Raw genomic sequence first — 24853 nt, 5'->3', positions numbered from 1 at the left:
GGTACGGCTCGTGGGGCTTGGTAACGCGGCTCGTGGGGCTTGGTACGGGCGCCCGTTGGTGCGCGGAGCCTACTGGTCGTGCGTGAGGGCCGGGGCCTGTTTCGGCCCCGGCCCCTCAGGGGCTGATGGGCTGGTGCTACTTCTTGGCCTGGGTGATGCGGAGCATGTTGCCGGCGGGGTCGCGGAAGGCGCAGTCGCGGACGCCGTACGGCTGGTCGATCGGCTCCTGGAGCACCTCTCCGCCCGCCGCGCGGACCTTCTCGAAGGCCGCGTCGACGTCCTCGGAGGAGAGGATCACGCCGCGCAGCATGCCCTTGGCGAGCAGCTCGGCCATGGTCCGGCGGTCGGCTTCCGGGGCGTTCGGGTCCGCGAGCGGGGGCTCCAGGACGATCTCCACGTCGGGCTGCGCGGGAGACCCGACGGTCACCCAGCGCATTCCTTCGAATCCGACGTCGTTGCGCACCTCCATTCCCAGGGCGTCGCGGTAGAAGGCGAGCGCCTTGTCGTGGTCGTCGACGGCGATGAAGCACTGCGAGAGCTTGATGTTCATGCATTTCACGCTACGGGCGGGCCTTGCGATCCGCTTCTCCATTCCTGACCGGTCTCGTGAGCAGCTTGGCGACGCACGCCGGGATGGTCTCGCCCGCGTCGTGGGGGCGGGCCCGGTAGGCGCTCGGGCTCTCGCCGACCAGCTCGGTGAAGCGGGAGCTGAACGAGCCGAGTGACGTACAGCCGACGGCGAAGCAGACGTCCGTGACCGACAGGTCGCCCCGGCGCAGCAGTGCCTTGGCCCGCTCGATGCGGCGGGTCATGAGATAGCTGTACGGGGTCTCGCCGAAGGCCGCCCGGAAGCTGCGGGAGAAGTGTCCGGGCGACATCAGCGCGGCACGGGCCAGCGAGGGCACGTCGAGCGGTTCGGCGTACGCGCGGTCCATGCGGTCGCGGGCCCGACGCAACCGGGCCAGGTCCTCCAGCCTCACCCCTTCACCCTCCCACGGCCGCCGGCGCCCAGCCCGTCCCCCGGAGGCAGGAGGCTGGAGGCGGTCACCACTCGCGCTCGGCGATCAGCTTCTCCGGGTCCGCGTCCACGAAGCCGTACGCCGTCGCGATGATCCAGAAGGCCTCGCCTATCTCCTCGCGGGCGACCGTCTCGATCTCGCTGCCCGCCGCCTCGAACTCCGCCTCCAGGTCGTTGAAGGCCCGGGTCGGCGCGGCGGTCAGGGCGTACAGGGCGGTGAGGTCAGCGGGCCTCTCGGCCTCGATCCGCTCGCACAGGGCGCGCAGGACCGCCGTGCCCTTGTCCAGGACGTGGTCGGGGAAATAGTCGTCCTCGTACAACAGGGCCAGGAACGTGTACTCCGCCAGCTGCTCGCGCGTGATGGTCACGATGGTCTCCCGCATACGTCCGTACGTTCCGTCGCCGTCAAGTTCCGTCGCCGTCGTTCCGATACTCCCCCACGCCACTGACAATCGGCCCGCACACTGGTTCCGGGCCGGTGCCTCCGGGGCTCCGCGTGCCGAGCATCACCCTGGACAGCGACCACAACCGGCGGGTAACTTCGAAGCAGGTCTGAGCAAGCGCTTAGCCGAGCACGACGAGCACCGCGAGAACAACGAGATCGAATCGACTGCCGACCTAGGAGGCATCCCGTGCGCCGTACGGTATTCAACGAGGACCACGAGGCGTTCCGGGAGACCATCCGCGCCTTCATCGCGGCCGAGGTCGTGCCGGTCTACGACGAGTGGTTCGCGGCCGGCCAGGCGCCGCGCGACTTCTACCTCAAGCTGGGCGAGCTGGGCGTCTTCGGCATCGAGGTCGACGAGGAGTACGGCGGCGCGGGCATCGACTCGCACAAGTACGAGGCCGTGATCTACGAGGAGACCGCCCGTGCGGGCGTCTCCTTCGGCGGCTCCGGTGTGCACACGCTGCTCGGCCTCCCGTACATCAAGATGCTGGCCACCGGCGACCAGAAGAAGCGCTGGCTTCCGAAGTTCGCGAGCGGTGAGGAGATGTGGGCCCTCGCGATGACCGAGCCGGGCACCGGCTCCGACGTCGCGGGCATGAAGACCACCGCCAAGCTCTCCGAGGACGGCACGCACTACGTCCTCAACGGGTCAAAGACCTTCATCACCGGCGGTGTCCACGCCGACCGCGTGATCGTCTGCGCCCGCACCGCCGCCCCGCGCGAGGACGACCGCCGCTTCGGCATCTCCCTCTTCGCCGTCGACACGAAGTCCGCGGGCTACTCGGTCGGCCGCAAGCTCGACAAGCTGGGCCTGCGGGTCTCCGACACCGCCGAACTGGCGTTCGTCGACGTCAAGGTCCCGGTCGAGGACCTCATGGGCGAGGAGAACAAGGGCTTCGGCTACCTCGGCACCAACCTGGCCTCCGAGCGCTGGGGCATCGCCTTCGGCGCGTACGCCCAGGCCGCGGCCGCCGTCCGCTTCGCCTCGGACTACGTGCGCGAGCGCACGGTCTTCGGCAAGACGGTGGCCTCGTTCCAGAACACCAAGTTCGAGCTGGCCGCCTGCCAGGCCGAGGTGGACGCGGCCCAGGCCGTCGCCGACCGCGCGCTGGAGGCCCTGGACGCCGGTGAGCTGACGGCGGCCGAGGCCGCCTCCGCGAAGCTTTTCTGCACCGAGGTCGCCCACCGCGTCATCGACCGCTGCCTCCAGCTGCACGGCGGCTACGGCTTCATGAACGAGTACCCGATCGCCCGCCTGTACGCGGACAACCGGGTCAACCGCATCTACGGCGGTACCAGCGAGGTCATGAAGTCGATCATCGCCAAGTCCATGGGCCTGTAAGGGGTTACGTTCCGTCCATGAACGAGAGTCCCGACCCCCTGCTCGATCTGCTCCACCTGCTCGACCTGGAGCAGATCGAGCGGGACATCTTCCGGGGCGTGAGCCGCAGCGCGGTCGTGCCCCGGGTGTTCGGCGGCCAGGTCGCGGCCCAGGCGCTCGTCGCCGCGGGCCGCACCGTCCCGGACGACCGGGGAGCCCACTCCCTGCACTCCTACTTCCTGCGGGCGGGCGACCCCGGCGCGCCCATCGTCTACACCGTGGACCGCATCCGCGACGGCCGGTCCTTCACCACCCGCCGCGTCGTCGCCGTCCAGCACGGGCAGCCGATCTTCCACCTCTCCGCGTCCTTCCAGAGTCACGAGGAGGGCATGGAGCACCAGGCGCCCATGCCGGCGGCCCCGGACCCGGAGACCCTGCCGACGGCGGCCGAGATGCTGCCCCGGTACGCGGACCGCTTCAGCGATCCGGGGGTCGTGGACCGGCTGATCGAGGCTCGGGCCGCGGTGGACCTGCGGTACGTGGACGCGCCGCCGTTCGGCACGGTGGGCGAGGCGCGCGAACCGCGGTCCCAGGTGTGGTTCCGCACGAACGGCAAGCTCGCGGACGACCCGCTGCTGCACGTCTGCCTGGCGACCTACGTCTCCGACATGACCCTGCTCGACTCGGTGCTCCTCGCCCACGGGCGGGGCGGCTGGGCGGTCGGGGACGTGGTCGGCGCGAGCCTGGACCACGCGATGTGGTTCCACCGGCCGTTCCGGGCGGACGAGTGGCTGCTGTACGACCAGGAGTCGCCCTCCGCCTCCGGCGGGCGCGGACTGGGCCAGGCCCGTATCTACACCGCCGACGGGCGGCTCGCCATCACCGTCATCCAGGAAGGCGTCGTCCGCGTCCCCCGGGGATGAGCACCACCTGAAGCGTCATTTCGGACATACTCCCCACCATGAGTGACGCGGAAGCGAGCAGCGGAACCGATGGCGGGGAGTCCACGTTCACCGTGATCGTGGCGGCCGTCGCCAACCTCGGCATCGCCGTGGCGAAGGCCGTCGCCGGGCTGATCAGCGGCTCCAGCGCGATGCTCTCCGAGGCGGCCCACTCGGTCGCCGACACCGTCACCGAGGTCATGCTCCTCGCCGCGCTCAAGCGGAGCGGGAAGCCGGCCGACGAGGACCACCCGCTCGGCCACGGCCCCGAGCGCTACATCTGGGCGATGCTCGCCTCCATCGCCACCTTCGTCGGCGGGGCCGTCTTCTCCCTCTACGACGGCGTCCACACCCTGGTCGAAGGCGAGGAGCTGGGCGACCCGCTCGTCTCCTACCTCGTCCTGGCCGTCGCCTTCCTCCTGGAGGGCTACTCGCTGCGCACCGGGGTCAAGCAGGTGCGGCGCGAGGCGTCACGGCTGCGGGTGCCGGACACGTACTACCTGCGCCACACCCCGGACACGGCGGTCAAGGCCGTCGTGATGGAGGACTCGGCTGCCCTGATCGGGCTGCTGCTGGCGGCGGGCGGGCTGCTCGGCGGGCAGCTCTCGGGCTCGGGCGTCTGGGACGGGATCGCGTCCTGTCTGATCGGCCTGCTGCTCGTGTACGTGGCCTGGGTGCTCGGCCGCACCAACGCGCAGCTGCTCATCGGACGGCCGCTGCCCCCGGCGATGCGGGCCGGGGTGCGCGAGGAGCTGCTGTCGGTGCCGCACATCGTGGACGTACTGGAGCTGACCACGCTCATCCAGGGGCCGTCCGAGATCCTGATCGCCGCGAAGATCGACTTCCGGGACATGGCCACCGCCGCGGAGGTCGAATGGGCCTGCGAGGAGGCGGAGGCGCAGTTGCGCGAGCGGTTCCCGTCGGTGCGGCGGGTCTATCTGGACCCGACGCCGGGGCGGGCACAGCGGGTGCGGCGGCAATGGGACACCGGCCCCTGATCCCTACGGCGTCAGCTCCGCCACCGTCCTCGCGATCCGCCGCTCCCGTGCCTCCCGCGCCTTCGCTCCCCCCGGTCGGCTACGCGGCCGGCTCCTCCACGGGCTCCCCGGGCTCTGCCGGCCCCACGGGCTCTTCGGGCTCCGCCGGCTCCTCCTCCAGCAGCCCCGCAGCGTGCAGCAGGTAGTCCGTCATCGGGTCGTAGAAACGCGGGTCGGTGACGTGGTCGTCCAGCGGGACCGTGACCTGGAGGGTGCCCTCCGCCTCGCCGAGGAACAGGGCCGGGTCGTTGCAGTCCGCGTAACCGATCGCGTCCAGCCCCCGCTGTCCTGCGCAGCCCGCCCAGCCGTGGTCGGCGACGACCAGGTCGGGCAGCGGGCGGCCGAGGTGGGCCATGGCGTCCAGGATGGCGGCCATCGGGGCCGGGGAGTGGGTGTGCCAGAGGGTCGCCCCGCGTTCCAGCATCGCGACGTCGGCGAACTGGAAGACCATGCCCTCGTCCGCCATCAGCCCGGACGGGATGCGGACGATCTCGCAGCCCGCGCGGCGCAGCGCGTCCGCCGTCTGCCGGTGCACGTCCAGCATGCCGCCGGGGTGCCCGGTGGCGAACAGGACCCGCTCGCGGCCGTCCGCGGCCTTGCGCAGCCGGGCCGCCATCCGCTCCAGGGCGTCGACCGTCAGCTCCGGGTCGATGGTGTCCTGGCCCTGCCGGTGCGCCGGGTCGTCGTTGACGCCGCAGCGCTCGGCCATCACGGCGAGCACGTCCTGCTCGTCGGTCCAGCGGTCGCCCAGCTCCAGGCCCAGCCAGTAGTGGCGGTCGCCGTTGGCGAGCTTGCGGTAGTGGGAGAGGTTGTTGTCGCGTGGAGTGGCGACGTCCCCCGCGATACGCGTACGGACGAGGTGGTCGACGAGGGCGGCGCGGCTGGGTATCGGCATGGACCCATTGTGCCGTCCGGTGTGCGGGGCGTGCCCGGTGTCCTGCCGGGCGGACGGGGGCGCCGGGCGTTCCGCGCTGCGGAAGGTCCGCTTCCGGCCCGGACGTGCGGGCAGGTGGCCGGCCAGGCGTCCGGGTCGACGTCCGGCCGGGCAAGTCTTCCGGGACTGTTCACCCCCGCGTGACCTGCTTCTTCCCCCGTCGGACGGGGGTGGAGCTCGAATGGGATCACCCAGAGGTCTGGACCAATTGAGTCGCGCCAAACCGGTGTCCGATTCTGTCCGTTGGGGCGCTCTCGGGTAAGTGGTCTATACCTTTGACATTAGGGTGGGCCACCTGAAACGGGCACATACACAGCCGTGGGGGGCTTTATGACCGTGCATCACCTTCCGCAACCTCCGTCCGACGACGAGCTCTACTGGTACTTCGGGCCGCAACGCCGGTGGGTGCTGGTGAGCAGTTCGCTGGCCTTCGTGTTCACGGCGGCGACGATGTTCACCTTCGCGCTGCGGACCCCGGCGCTCTGGGCGTTCCTCGCGATCCTCGGCCTGAACGTCGTGGCCCTGCTGCTGTCCTCCGTGAACAGCCTGCGTCAGCGCCGGCTGACCCGGGCCTCGCACGAGGTGCTCGTCCGCGCCTGGCGGCCCGCCGGACTGCCGGGCGTGGACCTCTATCTGCCGACCTGCGGCGAGCCGCTGCCCGTGCTCGCCAACGCCTACCGCGCGGTCGCCGCCCTCGACTGGCCCGACGCGCTCACCGTCTGGGTGCTGGACGACGCCGACCGGGCCGAGGTGGCGGCCCTGGCGGCCGAGCACGGCTACCGGTACGTCGTGCGCCCCGACCGGGGCCACCTGAAGAAGGCGGGCAACCTCAACCACGCGCTCACGCTGTCCGGGGCCGAGTTCATCGCGATCCTGGACGCGGACTTCGCGCCCCGGCCGGACTTCCTGCGCCATCTGGTCCCGTATCTCGCGGACCCGGCCGTCGGCATCGTGCAGAGCCCGCAGTGCTTCGACACCGACGCGGGCATGGACTGGATCCAGCGCGCCGCCGGGGCCGCTCAGGAGTGGTTCTTCCGCTGGATCCAGCCCTCGCGGGACGCCAGCGACGCGGCGATCTGCTGCGGCAGCAACGCCGTCTACCGGCGCTCCGCGATCGACCTGGCGGGCGGCTTCGCCCGGCTCGACCACAGCGAGGACCTGTACACCGGACTCGCCCTGCACGAGCGGGGGTTCCGCACCCAGTACGTCCCGGTCCTGGTCGCCAAGGGCACCTCGCCCGACACCGTCACCTCGTTCGTCAACCAGCAGTACCGGTGGGCGATGGGCAACCTGCACCTCCTCGGCACCCCGGTCCTGGGGCGCATGGGCGCGCCCTGGCGGATGCGGCTCTGCTTCTACGAGGGCGTCGTCGGCTACCTGACCACGGCCGTGAACACCTTCGCCGCCCCGCTGCCGCCGCTGGTGATGATGTTCTGGTACCCGGACCACATCCGCCCCTGGCACGTGCTGCCGCTGCTCGCCCCGCTGTGGCTGTGGCATGTGCTGCTGCCCCGGATCAGCCGGACCCGGTGGCGGGTGGAGGTGATCCGCGCCAACGTCCTCACCAGCGTGGCCGCGGCCACCGCGTTCTGGCACACCCTGCGGGGCCGCAGCGCCGCCTGGGTGCCCACGGGCGTGCGGAGCAAGGGGAGTTCGGGCTCGATGGCCCGCCGGGTCGTGGGCGTCTCGCTGGTCTGGCTGGTCCTGTCCAACGGGGCCGCAGCCGGGGGCCTCGCGCTGGTGGTGGCCCGCAACGGCTGGGAGCCCGCCTGGGGCCTCGGCCTCTACCTCCTGGTCCAGCTCCAGATCAACGTCCCGCTGATCCGGGACCTGCTGACCGAACTGCGGCCGGACGGCCGAGCGCCCGTCGAGGCCGTCGAGTCGCCCGCCGAGGCCGTCGAGTCGCCCGCCGGCCACCGCTCGTGGCCCCGGCCCCGGCCCCGGGCGGGTGTGCTGCCCCGCCGCTGGCCCGAGGCCCTCGCCGCCTCCGCCGTCCTCCTGCTCACCGGCCTGCTCGCCTCCGGGTGGGTCGACCCGATGCTCCCGTGGCTGAGTTGAGCCACACCGAAAGGCGCCACCCGATGCCGTTCCTCCTCACCCACGGCCCCCGCCGGAAGCGGTCCGCTCCCCCGCCGCCATCGGCCACACCCCCGCGCCCGGGGGCCCCGGTCGGCCCGGGCAGCTCGGGCAGCGAGTCCGGGCCCAGTCCGCACCGGTCCACGTTCCGCCCCGACATCGAGGGGCTGCGCGCGGTCGCCGTCCTCGCGGTCCTCGCCTTCCACGCACAGATACCGGGGACCGCGGGCGGCTTCGTCGGTGTGGACGTCTTCTTCGTCATCTCCGGCTATCTGATCACCGGGCTCCTGGTCCGGGAGGCGATCACCACCGGCCGGATCCGGCTCGGTGACTTCTTCTCCCGTCGGGCCCGCCGACTGCTGCCCTCGGCCGCCGTCGTCCTCGCCGCGGTCGCGGTGGCCGGGGCGTGGCTGACCGTACCGCTGCTCCGCGCCGACCTGGAGCAGGACGTCCTGGCGGCCGCCCTGTCCGTCGCCAACTGGCGGTTCGTCTCCCAGCAGACCGACTATCTGGCCGCCGGGCACGACCAGAGCCCGCTGCTGCACTTCTGGTCGCTCGCCGTCGAGGAGCAGTTCTACCTGTTCTGGGCCCCGCTGCTGGCGGTGATCGTGCTGGTCGCCGCCCGTGCGGTCCGCCGGGGCCGGGCCGTGCGCGCGGTCGTCGCGCTCACCACCGCCGCCGTGGCGCTCGCCTCGTTCGCGCTGTCCCTGCACTGGACGCGGGACTCCGTCTCGCTCGCGTACCTCGGAACTCCCTCGCGGGTCTGGCAGTTCGCCGTCGGCGCGCTGCTGGCGCTGCTGCCCTGGCACCTGTTGCGCGGGCCGCGCCCGCTGCGGCTGGTCTGCGGGTGGGCGGGGGCCGCGGCGATCGTCTGGTGCGTCGTGTCGTACGACGCGTCGACCCCGTACCCCGGCCACGCGGCGCTCGTCCCCGCCCTGGGGACGGCCGCCATGATCCTCGCCGCGATCCCGGGCCGGGGCGAGCGCGAGGTCCAAGGGGCCCACGGAGTCGGCCGGTTGCTGAGCGGCCGGGCCCCTCGGGCTCTCGGGCGGCTCTCCTACAACCTCTACCTGTGGCACTGGCCGGTGCTCGTCCTCGCCGAGGCGCGGCTCGGGGCGCTCGGCTGGCCCGCGAAGACGGCGCTGACGCTGGCCGCCACGCTGCCCGCCCTCGCCACGATGCGCTGGGTCGAGCAACCACTGCGCCGCAGCCGTACGGTCTCCGAACTCCCGCGCCGGGGACTGGCGGTGGGGATCTCCGCCATCGTCCTGCCGGTCGGGCTCGCGCTGGTCGTCGGCACCACGACCCTGCACCTGATGGGCCCGGCCACCCCCGTCGACGCCAAGGGCCTCCCGCCGGGTGCGGCCGCCGGTCCCTCGCTGCTCGCCCGGGCCGACGGCTCCCCGCTCGCGGACGGCCCGCTCGTGCCGGGCCCGGCGCAGGCGCGCAAGGACTTCCCGCCGGACGGGGCCTGCCAGGTCGCACCTGCGGTGACCCGCAGCCCGGAGTGCCTGTTCGGGGCGGTGGACAGCCCCGACCGTGTCGTCCTGCTCGGCGACTCCCACGCCGGGCAGTGGTTCTCGCCGCTGCTCGCGCTGGCCTCCCAGCGCGGCTGGGCGCTCCAGGAACTGGTGAAGCAGGGGTGCCCGCTGCCGGAACTGACCGTCAAGAATCCCCAGCTGGGGCGCGAGTACCGGGAGTGCGACACCTGGCGGGCCGATGCCCTGGACCGGTTGCGTACGGGGCCGAAGCCCCGGCTCATCGTGATCGCCTCGCTCAACCGGTACACGGCCGACCGTGAAGTCCTGACCGCCGCCTGGGAGAAGACGCTGAAACCGCTGCGGGCGACCGGCGCGCCGATCGTGTACATCGAGGACACCCCCGTACCGGGGACGGACGTTCCCGCGTGCGTGTCCGGCGCTCCGAACGACGCCGCCGCCTGCGCGTTCAGCCGGGCGGAGGCGGTTGTGGCCGACCCGCTGGCGCGGCGGATCGCGGCGGGCGCGGTGCCGGGCGTGCGGTCCGTCAGCGTGAACCCGGTGCTGTGCCCGGGAGACGGCCCGACGTGCCCGGCGGTACGGGACCGGATCCTGCTCTACCGGGACGACGCCCATCTGACGAACGCGGCGGCCATCGTGCTGGCCCCCCGGCTGGAGCGGCTGCTGACGGAGTCGGGCGCACTTCCACCGGCCGGGTCCCTCACGCCCGCCGCTTCCGCCACACCCGGGGCGGACGGCTGGACCGAGCTGCTGCGGGACGAATTCGACGGCCCGGCGAACAGCCGCCCCTCCCCCGCGAACTGGAGTCACGACCTCGGCACCTGCTATCCCGGCTGCCCGGCACCGCGGTGGGGCACGGGCGAGATCGAGACGATGACCGACTCGACCGACAACGTACGCCTGGACGGGAAGGGCGCACTGGAGATCGTGCCCACCAGGAAGGGCGGGCAGTGGAGTTCGGGGCGGATCACGACCGTGCGGTCCGACTTCGCGCCGCCGCCCGGCGGGGTGCTGCGGATCGAGGCGTCGATCGCGCTGCCGGACGTGACGGGGCCGAAGGCTGCGGGCTACTGGCCGGCGTTCTGGACCCTGGGCGCGGACCTGCGCGACGGGTACACCGGCTGGCCCGGGGTCGGCGAGCTGGACGTGATGGAGTCGGTCAACGGCCGGGGCACCGTCTTCGGCTCGATGCACTGCGGGGTCCTGGACGGCGGCCCGTGCGAGGAGCCCGTGGGGCTGACGTCGGGACCTCAGCCGTGCGCGGACTGCCGTAAGGCGTTCCACACGTACGCCGTCGAGGTCGACCTCTCCCCCGGGGCGCGGGAGGTGCGCTGGTATCTGGACGACCGGGTGTACCACCGGGTGCGGGCCGACGCGATGGACGCCGGGACCTGGAAGCGGGCCGTGGACCACGGGGTGTTCCTGATCCTGAACGTGGCGGTCGGCGGCAAGCTGCCGGAGGCCGACGGGGCGACGGCGGGCCCCGCGACCGAGCCGGGTCACCCGATGCGGGTCGACCGGGTCAGGGTCTCCACCAGGGGCGCGGCGGGCTGATACGAAGCCACCCCCCTCAGGGGCGCGGCGGACCGACCGGGGAACCGCGCCCCCTCAGGGGCTGGGGCTGAGGCCCTCGACCGCGAGCGTGAAGAGGCGGTCGGCCTGGACCGAAGGTTCGGCGTGGTGCTCGGTGGCCAGGGCGATGCCGACGGCGAGGGTGATCAGGTCGTGGAAGGTGACGCCCGGCCTGACCGTCCCTTCGTCCAGCGCGCGCCGGAGCAGGGGTGCGGCCGCGCCTTCGAGCACCGCGCCACAGGAGTGCGGGGCGTCGCCGGCGGGTGCGTCGGTGGGCGGCTCGTAGGTCAGCGCGTCGGCGAGCCCCCGGGCGGAGACCGCGTACCCCACGAGGCCGCGCAGCCAGTCCAGCAGGGCGGCGCGGCTGTCCTCGGTCCGGCCCAGCTCGTCCGCGCGCCCGCGGAGGGCCTGGATGCGCTCCCGGAAGACGGCCTCCAGCAGGGCCTGGCGAGTGGGGAAGTGACGGCGCACGGTGGCGGAGCCGACGCCTGCCGTGCGGGCGACCTGTTCGAGGGAGGCGGCGGCTCCGTGCTGGGCGACCTCGGCCTCCGCCACGGCGAGGATGCGGCTGTAGTTGCGGCGGGCGTCCGCGCGCTGACCGGTCACGTTCTTACTCCAGTTGCTAAGTGGTGGGCCCCGCCATATCGTAGCCGGGAAGTAAACGGCGGGACCCGCCGTTTTGCGTTCCCCGGTTCGCGAGGAGACACCGCCATGGCACCACGATCCGCCCCCGTCCTGGTCACCGGCGCCACCGGCCGCCAGGGCGGGGCCACCGCCCGGGCCCTGCTGGCCGCCGGCATCCCGGTGCGCGCCCTGGTGCGCGACCCGCACACGCGGCGCGCGAAGGACGTCGAGGCGTTGGGTGTCGAGCTGGTGACCGGGGACCTGGCCGACCGGCCCTCGCTGGACGCGGCCTGCGCGGGCGTCCGGGCCGTGTTCTCGGTGCAGATGCCGCCGATGAGCGACAGCGGCGTCGACTTCGCCGGGGAGCTGGCGCAGGCGACGCACCTCATCGAGGCGGCGCGGGCCGCGGGCGTGCCGCAGTTCGTGCAGTCCTCGACCAGCGGGGCCGGACGGCACACGGAGACCCCGGGCTGGGCCGAGGGCCACTGGGCGGCGCTGGAGCCCTACTTCGACACCAAGCAGGCGATCCTGGAGAAGGTGCGCGGGGCGGGCTTCGCCCGCTGGGCCGTGGTCAAGCCCGCGTTCTTCATGGAGAACCTGCCCCAGCTGGCACCGGACGGCCCCGGCGGCGGTCTCGCGACGGTGATCCGGCCGGACACGACCCTGGCGCTGGTGGCCTGCGAGGACATCGGCACGGCCGTCGCCCACGCCGTACGGGACCCCGACCGCTTCCACGGGGTGGAGCTGGAACTCGCGGGCGACCGGCTCACGATGGAGCAGGTGGCCGGAGTGCTGTCGGACGTGTGGGGCGTCCCGGTGGAAGCGCCCTCGATGGATCTCGACGAGGCACTCGCGGCGGGGATGCCGGCCTGGGGCGCCGGACACCTGTGGAGCAACGCCATCACCCAGCCGGCCCGCCCCGAGTACGCCGCGGAGCTGGGGATTTTGGTGACCTCGTTCACCGACTGGGCGCACCGGAACCTGACGGCGGAGGCCTGACAGCCCCGGACCCCGCGAGCCCGGCACGATCCGAACGAGAGGCCCTACGTCACCACGGTCCGAACGAGAGGCCCTACGTCACCACGGTCAGGACCGTCACCATCGTCACCACGGAGATCGCCGCCTGGAGGTTGCCGATCGCCTCGCGCACGCTCACGCCCGCCCAGTGGCCTTCGGCGATGTGGGCCATGCGTGGGGCGACCTGCTTCTTCGGCAGGCCGGGGAAGGCCTGGGGGTGCATGCCCGTGGCGTGCAGCAGGGCGACGAGGGAGCTGGTGCGGACGTCCGGCTCGGCCCCGTGCAGCACCGCGTCGGCCAGCCGGGCGCGCAGCTCCCGCTCGACGGTCCCGTCGGCCTCCGGGTAGCGGCGGACAGGGAAGACGCCGAGGGCCCGGTGCTTCTCCTCGGTCACCAGGCCGCGGGCGACGAGGCTCTCCACGACGTCCTGCGAGCCCTTGGCGTGGTCCCGGGTCAGCCAGTCGGTGACCTTGCGACTGCTGGACGCCCCGTGGACCCAGCGCGCCAGCCGGTCGAGCCGCCCGTCCAGGAGCGGATCGCCCGTCGGGGACGGGTCGAAGACCTCGACACGGCCGCCCTTCACCGTGACGCGGCCCGCCATGACCAGCTCCAGGAGCATCCCGGCCGCCACGCCCCAGCGGGCAGCGGTCTCCCCCTTCGCCGCGCCGGTCGTGTCGTCCAGCGACAGCAGCATGATCTCTTCGCCCAGCGAGACGGCCATGGTGCGGCTCCCCGATTCCTTGCGTGTCGACCGGACGGGTGGGTGTCCACTCCCCGTCCACTGGACAGACGCGTGAACCCCGCCCGGGGTTGCTCGTGAGGCGAAACCGCTGCTCAGGAGGGCTCCGCGGCGGCGAAGGCACCCCGGGCCAGCCGGTGCAGCAGGGCGGCGGTCACGGCGCGGCCGGGCAGGGCCTCCGGGCGGGCCAGGTGCGGAGTGGAGTTCAGCAGGCCGAAGACGGCGTGCACGGTGACGCGGGCCCGGTTCTCGGCCAGCGACGGGTAGAGGGCGCGGACGACGCCGACCCAGACCTCGACGTACTCGCGCTGGAGCCGGCGCACCCGCTTGCGGTCCGTGTCGCGCAGCCGGTCCAGCTCGCGGTCGTGGAGGGTGATGAGGGGACGGTCGTCGAGCGCGAAGTCGATGTGTCCCTCGATGAGCGCGTCCAGGAGGGCCTCCGGGGAGCCGCCGCCCCGGGCGGCGTCCTCCGACACCCGCATCCGGCCGCCCTCCAGCAGCCGCTCGCTGATGCCCACCAGGAGCTCGGCGAGCATCGCGTCCTTGCCGGGGAAGTGGCGGTAGAGGCCGGGACCGCTGATCCCGACGGCGGCGCCTATCTCGTCGACGCCGACGCCGTGGAAGCCGCGCTCGGCGAAGAGGCGGGCGGCCTCCCGGAGGATCTGCTCGCGGCGGGTGGGGGCCGCGACGCGGGCGGCGGCATGGGTGCTCATGAGGATTCATTCTAGACAGGGTCGTTAGCGCTCGTTAACCTGAGGGAAACGCGTTAACGATCACTAACAGCAGTGACAGCACTAACCGCAGCGACAGCAGCGGTTGACTATCGCGGTACGGGCAAGGGGGCTCGACACGATGCAGCAGGCACCGGTCCTGGCGAGCGCGGCCGATCCCGCCTCGGAGGCCTGGCAGGCCAACGAGGCGGCTCATCGCGCGCTCTCCGACGAGCTGGCGGGACGCCTCGCCACGGCACGGCTGGGCGGGGGTGAGAAGGCCCGGGCCCGCCACGAGGCGCGCGGCAAGCTGCTCCCCCGGGACCGGGTGGACACCCTCCTCGACCCGGGCTCGCCGTTCCTGGAGCTGGCCCCGCTGGCCGCCGAGGGGCTGTACGGGGGCGCCGCCCCGGCCGCCGGCGTGATCGCCGGGATCGGGCGGGTCGGCGGCCGGGAGTGCGTGATCGTCGCCAACGACGCGACCGTCAAGGGCGGCACGTACTACCCGATGACCGTGAAGAAGCACCTGCGCGCCCAGGAAGTGGCGCTGGAGAATCGTCTTCCCTGCCTCTATCTGGTCGACTCGGGCGGCGCGTTCCTGCCGATGCAGGACGAGGTCTTCCCCGACCGGGACCACTTCGGGCGGATCTTCTACAACCAGGCCCGGATGTCGGGGGCCGGCATCCCGCAGATCGCGGCGGTGCTGGGCTCCTGCACGGCGGGCGGGGCGTACGTCCCGGCGATGAGCGACGAGGCCGTGATCGTCCGTGACCAGGGCACGATCTTCCTCGGCGGCCCGCCGCTGGTGAAGGCCGCCACCGGCGAGGTCGTCACGGCGGAGGAGCTGGGCGGCGGCGAGGTCCACTCCCGTACGTCGGGGGTCACCGACCATCTCGCGGAGGACGACGCGCACGCGCTGCGGATCGTCCGCAACATCGTCGCGACCCTCCCGGACCGCGCTCCGCTCCCCTGGTCGGTCAAGCCGGTCGAGGAGCCGAAGGTGGACCCGGCCGGGCTGTACGGGGCGGTGCCCGTGGACTCCCGGACGCCCTACGACGTACGCGAAGTGATCGCGCGCGTGGTCGACGGCTCGCGCTTCCAGGAGTTCAAGGCGGAGTACGGGCAGACGCTGATCACCGGCTTCGCCCGCATCCACGGCCACCCGGTCGGGATCGTCGCGAACAACGGGATCCTGTTCTCCGAGTCGGCCCAGAAGGGCGCGCACTTCATCGAGCTGTGCGACCAGCGCGGCATCCCGCTCGTCTTCCTCCAGAACATCTCCGGCTTCATGGTCGGCCGGGACTACGAGGCGGGCGGCATCGCCAAGCACGGCGCGAAGATGGTCACCGCCGTGGCCTGCACCCGGGTGCCGAAGCTGACGGTCGTGGTCGGCGGTTCGTACGGCGCGGGCAACTACTCGATGTGCGGCCGGGCCTACAGCCCCCGCTTCCTGTGGATGTGGCCGAACGCCAAGATCTCGGTGATGGGCGGCGAGCAGGCCGCCTCCGTGCTGGCCACCGTCAAGCGCGACCAGCTCGGCGACGACTGGAGCGCCGAGGACGAGGAGACGTTCAAGGCCCCGATCCGCGCCCAGTACGAGACCCAGGGCAACGCCTACTACGCGACCGCCCGGCTCTGGGACGACGGTGTGATCGACCCCGTGGACACCCGGCAGGTCCTGGGCCTCGCGCTCACGGCCTGCGCCAATGCCCCGCTGCCCCAGAAGGACCCGGCCGGGCCCGGCTTCGGCGTCTTCCGGATGTGAGGAACAGATGACGATGTTCGACACCGTTCTGGTCGCCAACCGCGGCGAGATCGCGGTCCGGGTGATCCGGACCCTGCGGGAGCAGGGCGTGCGCTCGGTCGCGGTCTTCAGCGACGCGGACGCGGACGCCCGGCATGTACGGGAGGCGGACACGGCGATCCGGATCGGCCCGCCGCCCGCGTCCGAGAGCTATCTCAACGTGCCCGCCCTCCTGGAGGCGGCCCGCCGCACCGGCGCGCAGGCCGTCCACCCCGGGTACGGATTCCTGGCGGAGAACGCCGGCTTCGCGCAGGCGTGCGCGGACGCCGGACTGGTCTTCATCGGCCCGCCCGCCTCCGCGATCTCCCTCATGGGCGACAAGATCCGGGCCAAGGAGACGGTCGCGGCGGCCGGTGTCCCGGTGGTCCCCGGGTCCTCCGGAAGCGGCCTGACCGACGCCCAACTGGAGCAAGCCGCCCGGGAGATCGGCACCCCGGTGCTGCTGAAGCCGAGCGCGGGCGGCGGCGGCAAGGGCATGCGCCTGGTCCGCGACGCCTCGGTGCTGGCGGAGGAGATCGCGGCGGCCCGCCGCGAGGCACGGGCCTCCTTCGGCGACGACACCCTCCTCGTGGAGCGGTGGATCGACCGGCCGCGCCACATCGAGATCCAGGTGCTGGCCGACACCCACGGCAACGTGATCCACCTCGGCGAGCGCGAGTGCTCGCTCCAGCGCCGCCACCAGAAGATCATCGAGGAGGCCCCTTCGGTCTTCCTCGACGAGGAGACCCGGGCGGCGATGGGCGAGGCGGCCGTGCAGGCGGCGCGCTCCTGCGGGTACGCGGGCGCGGGGACGGTGGAGTTCATCGTCCCGGGCGACGACCCGGCCTCGTACTTCTTCATGGAGATGAACACCCGCCTCCAGGTCGAGCACCCGGTCACCGAGCTGATCACCGGCCTGGACCTGGTGGAGTGGCAGCTGCGGGTGGCGTCCGGCGAGCGGCTGCCGTACGCGCAGGAGGACATCACCCTGACCGGCTGGGCGATCGAGGCCCGCGTCTGCGCGGAGGACCCCGCCCGGGGCTTCCTGCCCTCCGGCGGTACGGTGCTGGCGCTGCGCGAGCCGCAGGGCGGCGGGGCGCGGACGGACTCGGGTCTCAGCGAGGGCGTGCCGGTGGGCAGCCTGTACGACCCGATGCTGTCGAAGGTCATCGCGTACGGCCCCGACCGCGCGACGGCCATCCGCAAGCTGCGGGCGGCCCTCGCGGACACGGTCATCCTGGGTGTCCCGACCAACGCGGGCTTCCTGCGCCGCCTGCTGGCCCACCCGGACGTGGTCTCCGGCGACCTGGACACCGGGCTCGTGGAGCGCGAGGCGGAGGGCCTGGTGCCGGACGGGGTGCCGGACGAGGTGTACGCGGCGGCGGCCGCGGTCCGCCGGGAGGCGCTGGAGCCCCGGCCGGACGCGGGGGGCTGGACGGACCCGTTCTCGGTGCCGAGCGGGTGGCGGACGGGGGGTGCTCCGGCGCCGCTGCTCTTCCCGCTGCGGGTGGCGGGCGCGGACCCGGTGACGTACGGCGCTCCGGCCTCCGCGACGGTCACGGCCGACCGGGTCACGGTCGAACTCGACGGCGCGGTGGGCCACTTCCACCGCTCCGGGGACTGGCTCGGCCGGGACGGCGACACCTGGCACGTCCAGGACCACGATCCGGTGGAGGCGTCCCTGAGCGGGGCGGGGCGGAGCGGGGCGGACACCCTGGCGGCCCCGATGCCGGGCACGGTCACGGTGGTGAAGGTCGCCGTCGGGGACGCGGTCGAGGCGGGGCAGAGCCTGCTCGTGGTGGAGGCGATGAAGATGGAACACGTGATCTCCGCCCCGCACGCGGGGACCGTCACCGAGCTGGACATCACGGCGGGCGCGACGGTGGCGATGGACCAGATCCTGGCGGTAGTGGTCCCCCTGGAGGACTCATGACGGCGCGTGCACTGCCCATGCAGGTCCCGGCCCCGGGCCTCCCCGCCCGCGTCCGGATCCACGAGGTGGGGGCGCGCGACGGCCTCCAGAACGAGAAGGAGACCGTTCCCACGCAGGTGAAGGCGGAGTTCATCCGCCGCCTGGCCGTGGCCGGGCTGACCACCATCGAGGCGACGAGCTTCGTGCACCCGAAGTGGGTACCCCAACTGGCGGACGCGGAAGCGCTGTTCCCTCTCCTCGGGGACATCGCGGACGTGGGCGACGTCTCCCTCCCGGTCCTCGTGCCGAACGAACGCGGACTGGACCGGGCGCTGGCGCTCGGGGCCCGGTCGATCGCGGTGTTCGGCTCGGCGACGGAGACGTTCGCCGCGCGCAACCTGAACCGGACCGTTGACGAGTCGCTGGCCATGTTCGAGCCGGTGGTGGCCCGCGCCAAGGCGGAGAAGGCCCAGGTGCGCGGGTATCTGTCGATGTGCTTCGGCGACCCGTGGGAAGGCGCGGTGCCCGTGGCACAGGTGGTCCGGGTCGCGAAGGCGCTGATGGACCTGGGCTGCGACGAGCTGTCGCTGGGCGACACGATCGGGGTGGCGACGCCGGGCCACGTAACCGCCCTGCTGACAGCGCTGAACGAGGCGTCCGTCCCCACGGAGTCCATCGGCGTCCACTTCCACGACACGTACGGCCAGGCACTGTCCAACACCCTGGCGGCGCTCCAGCACGGGGTGAGCACCGTCGACGCCTCGGCGGGCGGCCTGGGCGGCTGCCCGTACGCGAAGAGCGCCACGGGCAATCTCGCCACCGAGGACCTCGTGTGGATGCTCGACGGCCTCGGCATCGAAACCGGCGTCGACCTCGACGAGTTGACCGCCACCAGTCTCTGGCTCGCCGGGCACCTGGGCCGACCGAGCCCATCCCGCACGGTCCGCGCCCTGACCTCTTCCTCTTCTCCCTCTTCCCCCTCCCACAAGGAGTGAGCCACACCATGTCCCTGGACCACCGGCTGACCGCCGAGCACGAGGAACTGCGCCGCACGGTCGAGGCGTTCGCGCACGACGTGGTCGCGCCGAAGATCGGCGACTTCTACGAGCGCCACGAATTCCCGTACGAGATCGTGCGCGAGATGGGCCGCATGGGCCTGTTCGGGCTGCCGTTCCCGGAGGAGTACGGCGGCATGGGCGGCGACTACCTGGCGCTCGGGATCGCCCTGGAGGAGCTGGCCCGGGTCGACTCCTCGGTGGCGATCACCCTGGAGGCCGGGGTCTCGCTGGGCGCGATGCCGCTGCACCTGTTCGGCACGGAGGAGCAGAAGCGGCAGTGGCTGCCGAAGCTGTGCGCGGGCGAGGCGCTCGGCGCGTTCGGCCTGACCGAGCCGGACGGCGGCTCGGACGCGGGCGGCACGCGCACGACGGCCGTCCTGGACGAGGCCAGAGACGAGTGGGTCATCAACGGCTCGAAGTGCTTCATCACCAACTCCGGTACGGACATCACCGAGTTGGTGACGGTGACGGCGGTGACCGGCCGCAAGGAGGACGGCCGCCCCCGGATCTCCGCGATCATCGTCCCCGCCGGCACCCCCGGCTTCACGGTCGCCGCCCCCTACTCCAAGGTCGGCTGGAACGCCTCGGACACCCGGGAGCTGTCCTTCACGGACGTCCGCGTCCCGGCGGCGAACCTCCTGGGCGAGGAGGGCCGCGGTTACGCGCAGTTCCTGCGGATCCTCGACGAGGGCCGGGTCGCGATCTCGGCGCTGGCCACGGGCCTGGCGCAGGGCTGCGTGGACGAGTCGGTGAAGTACGCGGCCGAGCGCCACGCGTTCGGCAGGCCGATCGGCGCGAACCAGGCGATCCAGTTCAAGATCGCCGACATGGAGATGCGCGCGCACATGGCCCGGGTGGGCTGGCGCGACGCTGCGTCGCGGCTGGTGGCCGGCGAACCGTTCAAGAAGGAGGCGGCGATCGCGAAGCTGTACTCCTCGACGGTCGCGGTGGACAACGCCCGGGAGGCGACGCAGATCCACGGCGGCTACGGCTTCATGAACGAGTACCCGGTGGCGCGGATGTGGCGCGACTCGAAGATCCTGGAGATCGGCGAGGGGACGAGCGAGGTGCAGCGGATGCTGATCGCACGGGAGTTGGGGCTGCCGGGCTGATCTCCCGCCTCCCGATGCTCCGAGCCCGCCGGCCCGGCCGCCGTGGATGTGTTCACGGCGGCCGGGCCGGCGGAAGGTCCGTCCTCAGGCCGAGGCGGCGGCCGCCTCCTCGATGAGGTCGGTGACCGGTCCGGGCTGCGAGGCGAGGGAGGCGTGACCGGCGTCCAGCTCGATCGTCCTGCGCGGCTGCATGCGTGTCGCCATGCGGCGCTCGTTGTCGGGGTGGATCATGCGGTCGGCGGAGGAGACCTGGTACCACGTGGGCTTGGACCGCCAGGCCGGGGCGGTGACGTTGTCGCCGAACGTCGAGGCCGGCGGCGCCTTCTGCGTCACCGCCATCACCAGGGCCTCTTCCTCGGACAGGTCCTGGGCGAAGCTCTCGTGGAACTTGTCCTGCTTGATCCACAGGTAGCCGTCGGAGTCCGGGGCGAGGTTCTCGAACGCCGCGGGGGGCTTCTCCTGGCTGATCTGTCCGGGGCTCTCCCCGGCGTCCGGGGCGAACGCGGCGATGTAGACGAGTCCGGTGACGCCTGGCAGGTCGCCGGCCTCCGTGATGACCGCACCGCCGTAGGAGTGGCCGACCAGGACCACCGGTCCGTCGATCTGCCGGACCATCTTGCGGGTGCGCTCGGCGTCCTCGGCCAGGGAGGTCAGCGGGTTCTCCACCGCGTGCAGGGAGCCGAAGCCGCGGCGGTGCAGTTCGGTGATGACTCCGGCCCAGTGGGCGGCGCCGCCCCAGAAGCCGTGGACCAGGACGATCGCGGGTTTGTCAGCCATCGGGCGGTGCCTTTCGAGGGGGCGTGGCCGAAGCCGTTCACCCCCAGCAGACGCCCGTCCGCCCGTCCCCGCATGCCGGAGCCGTCATTCAGGTGGCCGCCCGGGGCCCGGCCACGGTGGAGACCCGGTCACGGTGGAGGCCCGGTCCTGAGCCCGGTCGCGGTGAAGGACGGGGCCCGCCAGGCCGCCTCAGCGCCAGGCGTGGCGGATCTTCAGCCGTCCGTATCCCACCGCTCCCGAGAAGCGGATGCGCGGCGCTCCGGCGCGGGTCGGCTGCCGGGGCTTGTAGCGCAGGTCCTTCCAGCCGGTCGTCACTCCCTCGACCTCGACGATCGCGTCGCGCGGCACGGTGATGCTCGCGTTGCCGGTGCCCAGGCTCAGCTCGATGTCGACGACCGGCCATTCGATGATCGCCCGGGACAGGTCCAGCCGCACCCGCCCGAAGGCGGACTCGACCTTGAGGAAGCGGGGTACCCGCCATACGCCGCGCCGCTTGATCCGTCCGCCGGCGGCGGCGATCGTCGAGGTGGTGCCCGGGTCCTCCGCCGGGAGCTGGTCCAGCGCCGCCGCGAGCTCGCCGTGTGTCGTGGCGGCCAGCACCCGGCCGAGGCGCTCGTCCATCTCCTCGTGCGAGACGTGCTCGTCGGCGTACGCCTCACGCACGCGCCGCACGGCGCTCTCACGGTCGTCCTCGCTCACGCGCGAAGCGCCGTTCGGCTGGGGTGAGTTCACCGCATCACTCTAGGCCCTGCCGTCCGAATCCCGCTTGCCACGGGCTCGCGGACATGGCCGGGAAACCACCGCCGCGGAGGCCGGGGCAAGGATCCTTGGCAAGGGCGACGTCCTCGCCCTTCGCAGCGTCCACCGAGGGAGCGGGTACATGAGTTGGTGCGGAAGATCCGCGAGCGCGTTACTGGCGGCGGCCATGGTGATGACGGCGGCCGGGTGCACCGCCGGCGGCGACAGCGGCGAGGGGGAGGCGTCCTGCGCGTTCGAGGTCACCTACCAGGGGCGGGCCTATCGGGACGTCGCGAACGTGGAGTTCACGGTCACCGACAAGCTGGGCACCGCCACCCAGTCGCCCTGCGACGACACCGGCGGCGATGAGGCGACCGTGGAGAAGGCGACCCGGGAAAGCGCCTACGGGGTCAAGGGCCTGTCCCCTGAGACCGCCATCGCCGTGGGCGGTTCACCCAAGGACGCCGTGTTCGTCGTCTCCTACTCCGGCTCGACGCTCCCGCCCGAGATCCGGAAACTGATCGACAGCCCATGACGCGCCGCGGGGCCCGGACGCGTCCGGGCCCCGCGGTCTCAGGAGACCGACACCTCGGCGTCCTTGCGGGAGTCGTAGTCGGAACGGGCCTGCGCGATCTCCTGCTGATGGATCTCGGTCCAGTCGACCAGGGACCTGATCGTCGTGTGCAACGTCGCTCCCAGTTCGGTGAGTTCGTACTCCACGCGGGGCGGGACGACGGGATAGACCGTGCGCCGCACCAGGCCGTCGCGCTCCAACTGGCGCAGGGTCACCGTCAGCATGCGCTGGCTGATGCCTTCGATCAGCCGGCGCAGCTCGGAGAAGCGCAGCGTGCGGCGTTCCAGGTGGGCGATGGCCAGGAGCGACCACTTGTCCGCGACGCGGTCGAGGATCTGCCGCACCTCGCATCCCTCGCGGACGTCCCACTGGCTGATGTCGTAGTCCTGACCGGCTCCGGTATCCGCGCAGTTACTCGGTGACTTCGAAGTGCCTTCTTCCATACCTCCCCACGGTGCCGCAAGCTTCGAGTGGTTACAAGAGGGAACCGACCAGCACTTCGGTAACTCATCCTCGTTCCCCATCGCTTGACGCCACTGCACGCCAACCCTGTTACGGGCGACCGCTGTTGCGGCACCTCGTCATGCCTGTTCCGTCCGCGCTCAAGGAGAAGTCCCATGTCCTCATCACCGTCCCTTCCGAGATCGAGCAGTGACCGCATGACCGGCCGCGCCTGGGGCGTGCTGCTCGTCCTGTGCGGCGCGATCTTCCTGGAGGGCATCGATGTGGCCATGCTCAACGTGGCCCTGCCCGCGATCCGCGAGGACCTGGACCTGTCCACCGGCACGCTCCAGTGGGTGATGAGCGCGTACGTCCTCGGCTACGGCGGCTTCATGCTGCTGGGCGGACGGGCGGCCGACCTGTTCGGCCGTCGCCGGATGTTCGTCCTCTGGCTCGTGGTGTTCCTGCTCTTCTCCGGTCTGGGCGGGCTGGCCACCGAGGGCTGGATGCTGGTCGTCGCCCGCTTCGTCACCGGTATCGCCGCGGCCTTCATGACACCGGCCGGGCTGTCGATCATCACCACCGGCTTCCCGGAGGGGCCGCAGCGCGACAAGGCCCTGCTGGTCTACGCGGGCACCGCCGCCGGGGGCTTCTCGATCGGCCTGGTCGTCGGCGGGCTGCTCTCCGCCATCGACTGGCGCTGGGTGTTCTTCGCCCCGGTCGTCCTCTCGTTCGGCATCCTCCTCGCCGCGCTCGCCCTCATCCCGGCCTCGCCCCGTCCACAGCGCGCCGGGCAGGGCGTCGACCTGGCCGGAGCGGTCACCGTCACCGCCGGGATCCTGCTGCTCGTCTTCGGCGTCGAGCGGGCCACGCACGTCCCGGCCGTCCGGACCGTCGGCACGATCGGCGCGGCCCTGCTCCTCTTCCTCGCGTTCGTCCTGATCGAGCGCGCCTCGTCCTCACCGCTGGTGCGCCTGGACATCTTCCGCAGCGGGGCGCTGGTGCGCGCCAATGTGTCGGGGCTGTTGTTCGCCGCGGGGTTCTTCGGCTTCCAGTTCATCGCCGTCCTCTACCTCCAGGAACTGCGTGGCTGGTCGTCCCTGCAGACCAGTTTCGCGCTGATCGTGATCGGCGTGGACGCGGTCCTCTCGCCACTCCTCACCCCGAAGCTGGTGGCCCGGTACGGCAACGCCCGGGTCATCTTCGGCGGGCTGCTCCTCGCGTCGCTGTCGTACGCCCTGTTCCTGCCGATCGCGGCGGACTGGACGTACGCGGCGATGTTCCCGGGCCTGCTCCTGCTGGGCGTGGCCTTCTCCCTGGTCTACGGGCCCCTCACCATCGTGGCCACCGACGGCATCGCCGAGGAGGAGCAGGGTGTGGCGGGCGGGCTGCTCTACACGTCCTTCCAGTTCGGGGCCGCGCTGGGGCTGTCTGCGGTGGCCGCCGTCAACATCGCCGCCACGGACGGCACGTCCGCCGCCGCCCTGCTCGACGGATACCGGGCGGCCCTGGTCGTCCCGCTGGCCGCCGCCCTGACCGCCGCCGCCGTCAGCGCGTTCGGTCTCCGCACCCGGCGTGCGGCGGCGACGGGCGGTGTCGAGCGGCCCGCCACGATCGGAGTCTGAAGACGCCGGCGGGCGGTACGGCTGCGGGGTGCCGGGCGGGACCACCCGCCCGCACCCCGCAGCCGTACGCCGGCGCCCCCGCCCCACCTCGTATCTGGTTCGACACCTCGCGCGCGGGTCCGGCAGAGTCTCCTCATGGATCTCACCCACCACCAGCACTGGCCCCTCTACGGGCTTCGCCTCCGCACTCCGCGCCTCGAACTGCGGCTGCCCGACCTCGGACTCCTGGACGAGTTGTCCTCGGTGGCGGCGCACGGGGTGCACGACCCGGACCGCATGCCGTTCAACGTGCCGTGGACCGACGGGACCCCGGACGAGGTGGGGCGGGCGGTGTTCCAGCACGTGCTGGGGACCGTGGCCGGCTGGTCCGCGCAGGACTGGACGCTCGGCCTGGCCGTCCTCCACGAGGGGAAGGTCATCGGGCGGCAGGACCTGATGGGGCAGCGGTTCGGCGTGCGGCGGGAGGCCGAGACCGGATCGTGGCTCGGGCTCCCGCACCAAGGGCAGGGGCTCGGTACGGAGATGCGCGCCGCCGCCCTCCACCTCGCGTTCGCCGGGCTCGGCGCGCGGTACGCGGTCTCCGCCGCCATGACCGACAACCCCCGTTCGCTCGGGGTCTCACGTCGGCTCGGGTACACGGACGACGGCCTGAAGACGGAAGTCGTACGCGGGGTTTCCGTCGGCCTGCGGCGGCTGCGACTGGACCGGGCACGGTGGGAGGCGCACCGGCGCGTGGACGTGTCGGTGGAGGGACTCGACGCCTGCCGGGCACAGTTCGGGATCTGAACCTGCGGTTCCCGCTTCCCGGCGCACAACCCTTCGCCCCCGGTACGGGTCTTCGCTGTGCCGTCGACAGCCGTGCCCCGTCGCGGGCACGGCCCTCAAACGCAGGAGCAG

The 24853-nt window shown here is 72.4% G+C and carries 23 protein-coding genes; 13 read left to right on the top strand and 10 right to left on the bottom strand.

From position 1 onward, the window contains the following. Positions 1 to 136: 136 nt before the first annotated feature. The 3 genes from ACIRJT_RS15080 to ACIRJT_RS15070 form a co-directional block, all read right to left on the bottom strand. A complete protein-coding gene (locus ACIRJT_RS15080; protein WP_403908764.1) occupies positions 137 to 550 on the bottom strand; it encodes a VOC family protein in 414 nt (137 codons plus the stop codon). 10 nt (positions 551 to 560) lie between these two features. Continuing rightward, on the bottom strand, positions 561 to 980 hold the full coding sequence (locus tag ACIRJT_RS15075) for a helix-turn-helix transcriptional regulator (protein WP_403908761.1): 420 nt from the start codon (positions 978 to 980) through the stop codon (positions 561 to 563). Positions 981 to 1044: 64 nt separating this feature from the next. Then, on the bottom strand, positions 1045 to 1386 hold the full coding sequence (locus tag ACIRJT_RS15070) for a DUF5713 family protein (protein WP_403908758.1): 342 nt from the start codon (positions 1384 to 1386) through the stop codon (positions 1045 to 1047). A 264-nt stretch (positions 1387 to 1650) separates the two neighbouring features. On the opposite strand from ACIRJT_RS15070, the gene ACIRJT_RS15065 reads away from it, so the two are divergent. Genes ACIRJT_RS15065 through ACIRJT_RS15055 form a run of 3 tightly spaced genes read left to right on the top strand, consistent with a single transcriptional unit; the run spans position 1651 to position 4726 of the window. Then, entirely contained in the window at positions 1651 to 2808 is a 1158-nt protein-coding gene (locus ACIRJT_RS15065; protein ID WP_403908755.1) for an acyl-CoA dehydrogenase family protein, read from the top strand. Between the two features lie 17 nt (positions 2809 to 2825). Then, on the top strand, positions 2826 to 3710 hold the full coding sequence (locus ACIRJT_RS15060) for an acyl-CoA thioesterase II (protein WP_215101797.1): 885 nt from the start codon (positions 2826 to 2828) through the stop codon (positions 3708 to 3710). Between the two features lie 38 nt (positions 3711 to 3748). Beyond that, on the top strand, positions 3749 to 4726 hold the full coding sequence (locus tag ACIRJT_RS15055; protein ID WP_403908751.1) for a cation diffusion facilitator family transporter: 978 nt from the start codon (positions 3749 to 3751) through the stop codon (positions 4724 to 4726). 79 nt (positions 4727 to 4805) lie between these two features. Here the strand turns inward: ACIRJT_RS15055 and ACIRJT_RS15050 are convergent, their stop codons facing one another. Further along, positions 4806 to 5660, bottom strand: coding sequence for a phosphatase (locus ACIRJT_RS15050; RefSeq protein WP_403908748.1), 855 nt, complete (start codon positions 5658 to 5660; stop codon positions 4806 to 4808). Between the two features lie 369 nt (positions 5661 to 6029). Here ACIRJT_RS15050 and ACIRJT_RS15045 point away from each other — a divergent pair, with 369 nt between their 5' ends. Both ACIRJT_RS15045 and ACIRJT_RS15040 read left to right on the top strand, forming a co-directional pair. Continuing rightward, on the top strand, positions 6030 to 7757 hold the full coding sequence (locus tag ACIRJT_RS15045) for a glycosyltransferase family 2 protein (protein WP_403908745.1): 1728 nt from the start codon (positions 6030 to 6032) through the stop codon (positions 7755 to 7757). Between the two features lie 23 nt (positions 7758 to 7780). Further along, complete coding sequence (locus tag ACIRJT_RS15040; protein ID WP_403908969.1) at positions 7781 to 10828, top strand: SGNH hydrolase domain-containing protein; 3048 nt, start codon at positions 7781 to 7783, stop codon at positions 10826 to 10828. Positions 10829 to 10882: 54 nt separating this feature from the next. Here the strand turns inward: ACIRJT_RS15040 and ACIRJT_RS15035 are convergent, their stop codons facing one another. Then, positions 10883 to 11452, bottom strand: a complete 570-nt coding sequence (locus ACIRJT_RS15035; protein WP_403908742.1) for a TetR/AcrR family transcriptional regulator — start codon at positions 11450 to 11452, stop codon at positions 10883 to 10885. Between the two features lie 105 nt (positions 11453 to 11557). Here ACIRJT_RS15035 and ACIRJT_RS15030 point away from each other — a divergent pair, with 105 nt between their 5' ends. Then, positions 11558 to 12469, top strand: coding sequence for an NmrA family NAD(P)-binding protein (locus tag ACIRJT_RS15030; protein WP_403908740.1), 912 nt, complete (start codon positions 11558 to 11560; stop codon positions 12467 to 12469). A gap of 73 nt (positions 12470 to 12542) precedes the next feature. Here the strand turns inward: ACIRJT_RS15030 and ACIRJT_RS15025 are convergent, their stop codons facing one another. Continuing rightward, on the bottom strand, positions 12543 to 13208 hold the full coding sequence (locus ACIRJT_RS15025) for a GPP34 family phosphoprotein (protein WP_403908737.1): 666 nt from the start codon (positions 13206 to 13208) through the stop codon (positions 12543 to 12545). Between the two features lie 113 nt (positions 13209 to 13321). Next, positions 13322 to 13939: a TetR/AcrR family transcriptional regulator gene (locus ACIRJT_RS15020; protein ID WP_265601486.1), complete on the bottom strand. Its 618-nt coding sequence runs from the start codon at positions 13937 to 13939 to the stop codon at positions 13322 to 13324. 139 nt (positions 13940 to 14078) lie between these two features. Here ACIRJT_RS15020 and ACIRJT_RS15015 point away from each other — a divergent pair, with 139 nt between their 5' ends. The 4 genes from ACIRJT_RS15015 to ACIRJT_RS15000 are packed head-to-tail and all read left to right on the top strand — an operon-like array spanning position 14079 to position 19801. Next, positions 14079 to 15701, top strand: a complete 1623-nt coding sequence (locus ACIRJT_RS15015; RefSeq protein WP_403908734.1) for a carboxyl transferase domain-containing protein — start codon at positions 14079 to 14081, stop codon at positions 15699 to 15701. Between the two features lie 7 nt (positions 15702 to 15708). Further along, positions 15709 to 17652 (top strand): biotin carboxylase N-terminal domain-containing protein, encoded by a 1944-nt coding sequence (locus ACIRJT_RS15010; protein ID WP_403908731.1) that lies wholly within the window; start codon positions 15709 to 15711, stop codon positions 17650 to 17652. Beyond that, entirely contained in the window at positions 17649 to 18626 is a 978-nt protein-coding gene (locus ACIRJT_RS15005) for a hydroxymethylglutaryl-CoA lyase (protein WP_403908728.1), read from the top strand. Before ACIRJT_RS15010 ends, ACIRJT_RS15005 begins: the two co-directional genes overlap by 4 nt. 8 nt (positions 18627 to 18634) lie before the next feature. Further along, entirely contained in the window at positions 18635 to 19801 is a 1167-nt protein-coding gene (locus tag ACIRJT_RS15000; RefSeq protein WP_403908725.1) for an acyl-CoA dehydrogenase family protein, read from the top strand. 84 nt (positions 19802 to 19885) lie between these two features. On the opposite strand, the gene ACIRJT_RS14995 is transcribed toward ACIRJT_RS15000, so the two are convergent. Beyond that, a complete protein-coding gene (locus ACIRJT_RS14995; RefSeq protein WP_403908723.1) occupies positions 19886 to 20578 on the bottom strand; it encodes an alpha/beta hydrolase in 693 nt (230 codons plus the stop codon). Positions 20579 to 20767: 189 nt separating this feature from the next. Continuing rightward, positions 20768 to 21310 (bottom strand): DUF1707 domain-containing protein, encoded by a 543-nt coding sequence (locus ACIRJT_RS14990; RefSeq protein WP_403908720.1) that lies wholly within the window; start codon positions 21308 to 21310, stop codon positions 20768 to 20770. A 148-nt stretch (positions 21311 to 21458) separates the two neighbouring features. Here ACIRJT_RS14990 and ACIRJT_RS14985 point away from each other — a divergent pair, with 148 nt between their 5' ends. Continuing rightward, on the top strand, positions 21459 to 21851 hold the full coding sequence (locus ACIRJT_RS14985) for a DUF6281 family protein (protein WP_403908717.1): 393 nt from the start codon (positions 21459 to 21461) through the stop codon (positions 21849 to 21851). 38 nt (positions 21852 to 21889) lie between these two features. Here ACIRJT_RS14985 and ACIRJT_RS14980 read toward each other — a convergent pair whose 3' ends face one another. Further along, positions 21890 to 22333 carry a winged helix-turn-helix transcriptional regulator gene (locus ACIRJT_RS14980; protein WP_403908714.1) on the bottom strand — a complete coding sequence of 148 codons (444 nt, stop codon included), beginning with the start codon at positions 22331 to 22333 and terminating at the stop codon, positions 21890 to 21892. A gap of 216 nt (positions 22334 to 22549) precedes the next feature. Between ACIRJT_RS14980 and ACIRJT_RS14975 the strand changes: the two genes are divergently transcribed. Continuing rightward, positions 22550 to 23956 carry an MFS transporter gene (locus ACIRJT_RS14975; RefSeq protein WP_403908711.1) on the top strand — a complete coding sequence of 469 codons (1407 nt, stop codon included), beginning with the start codon at positions 22550 to 22552 and terminating at the stop codon, positions 23954 to 23956. 135 nt (positions 23957 to 24091) lie between these two features. Next, the gene (locus ACIRJT_RS14970) at positions 24092 to 24742 is read left to right on the top strand and encodes a GNAT family N-acetyltransferase (protein WP_403908709.1); all 651 of its coding nucleotides are present in this window, start codon (positions 24092 to 24094) and stop codon (positions 24740 to 24742) included. Positions 24743 to 24853 lie beyond the last annotated feature (111 nt).

The organism is Streptomyces sp. NPDC102283 (assembly GCF_044766265.1).
In the GTDB taxonomy this organism is placed as follows: Bacteria; Actinomycetota; Actinomycetes; order Streptomycetales; family Streptomycetaceae; genus Streptomyces.
This window is presented reverse-complemented; position numbering and strand designations above follow the sequence as displayed.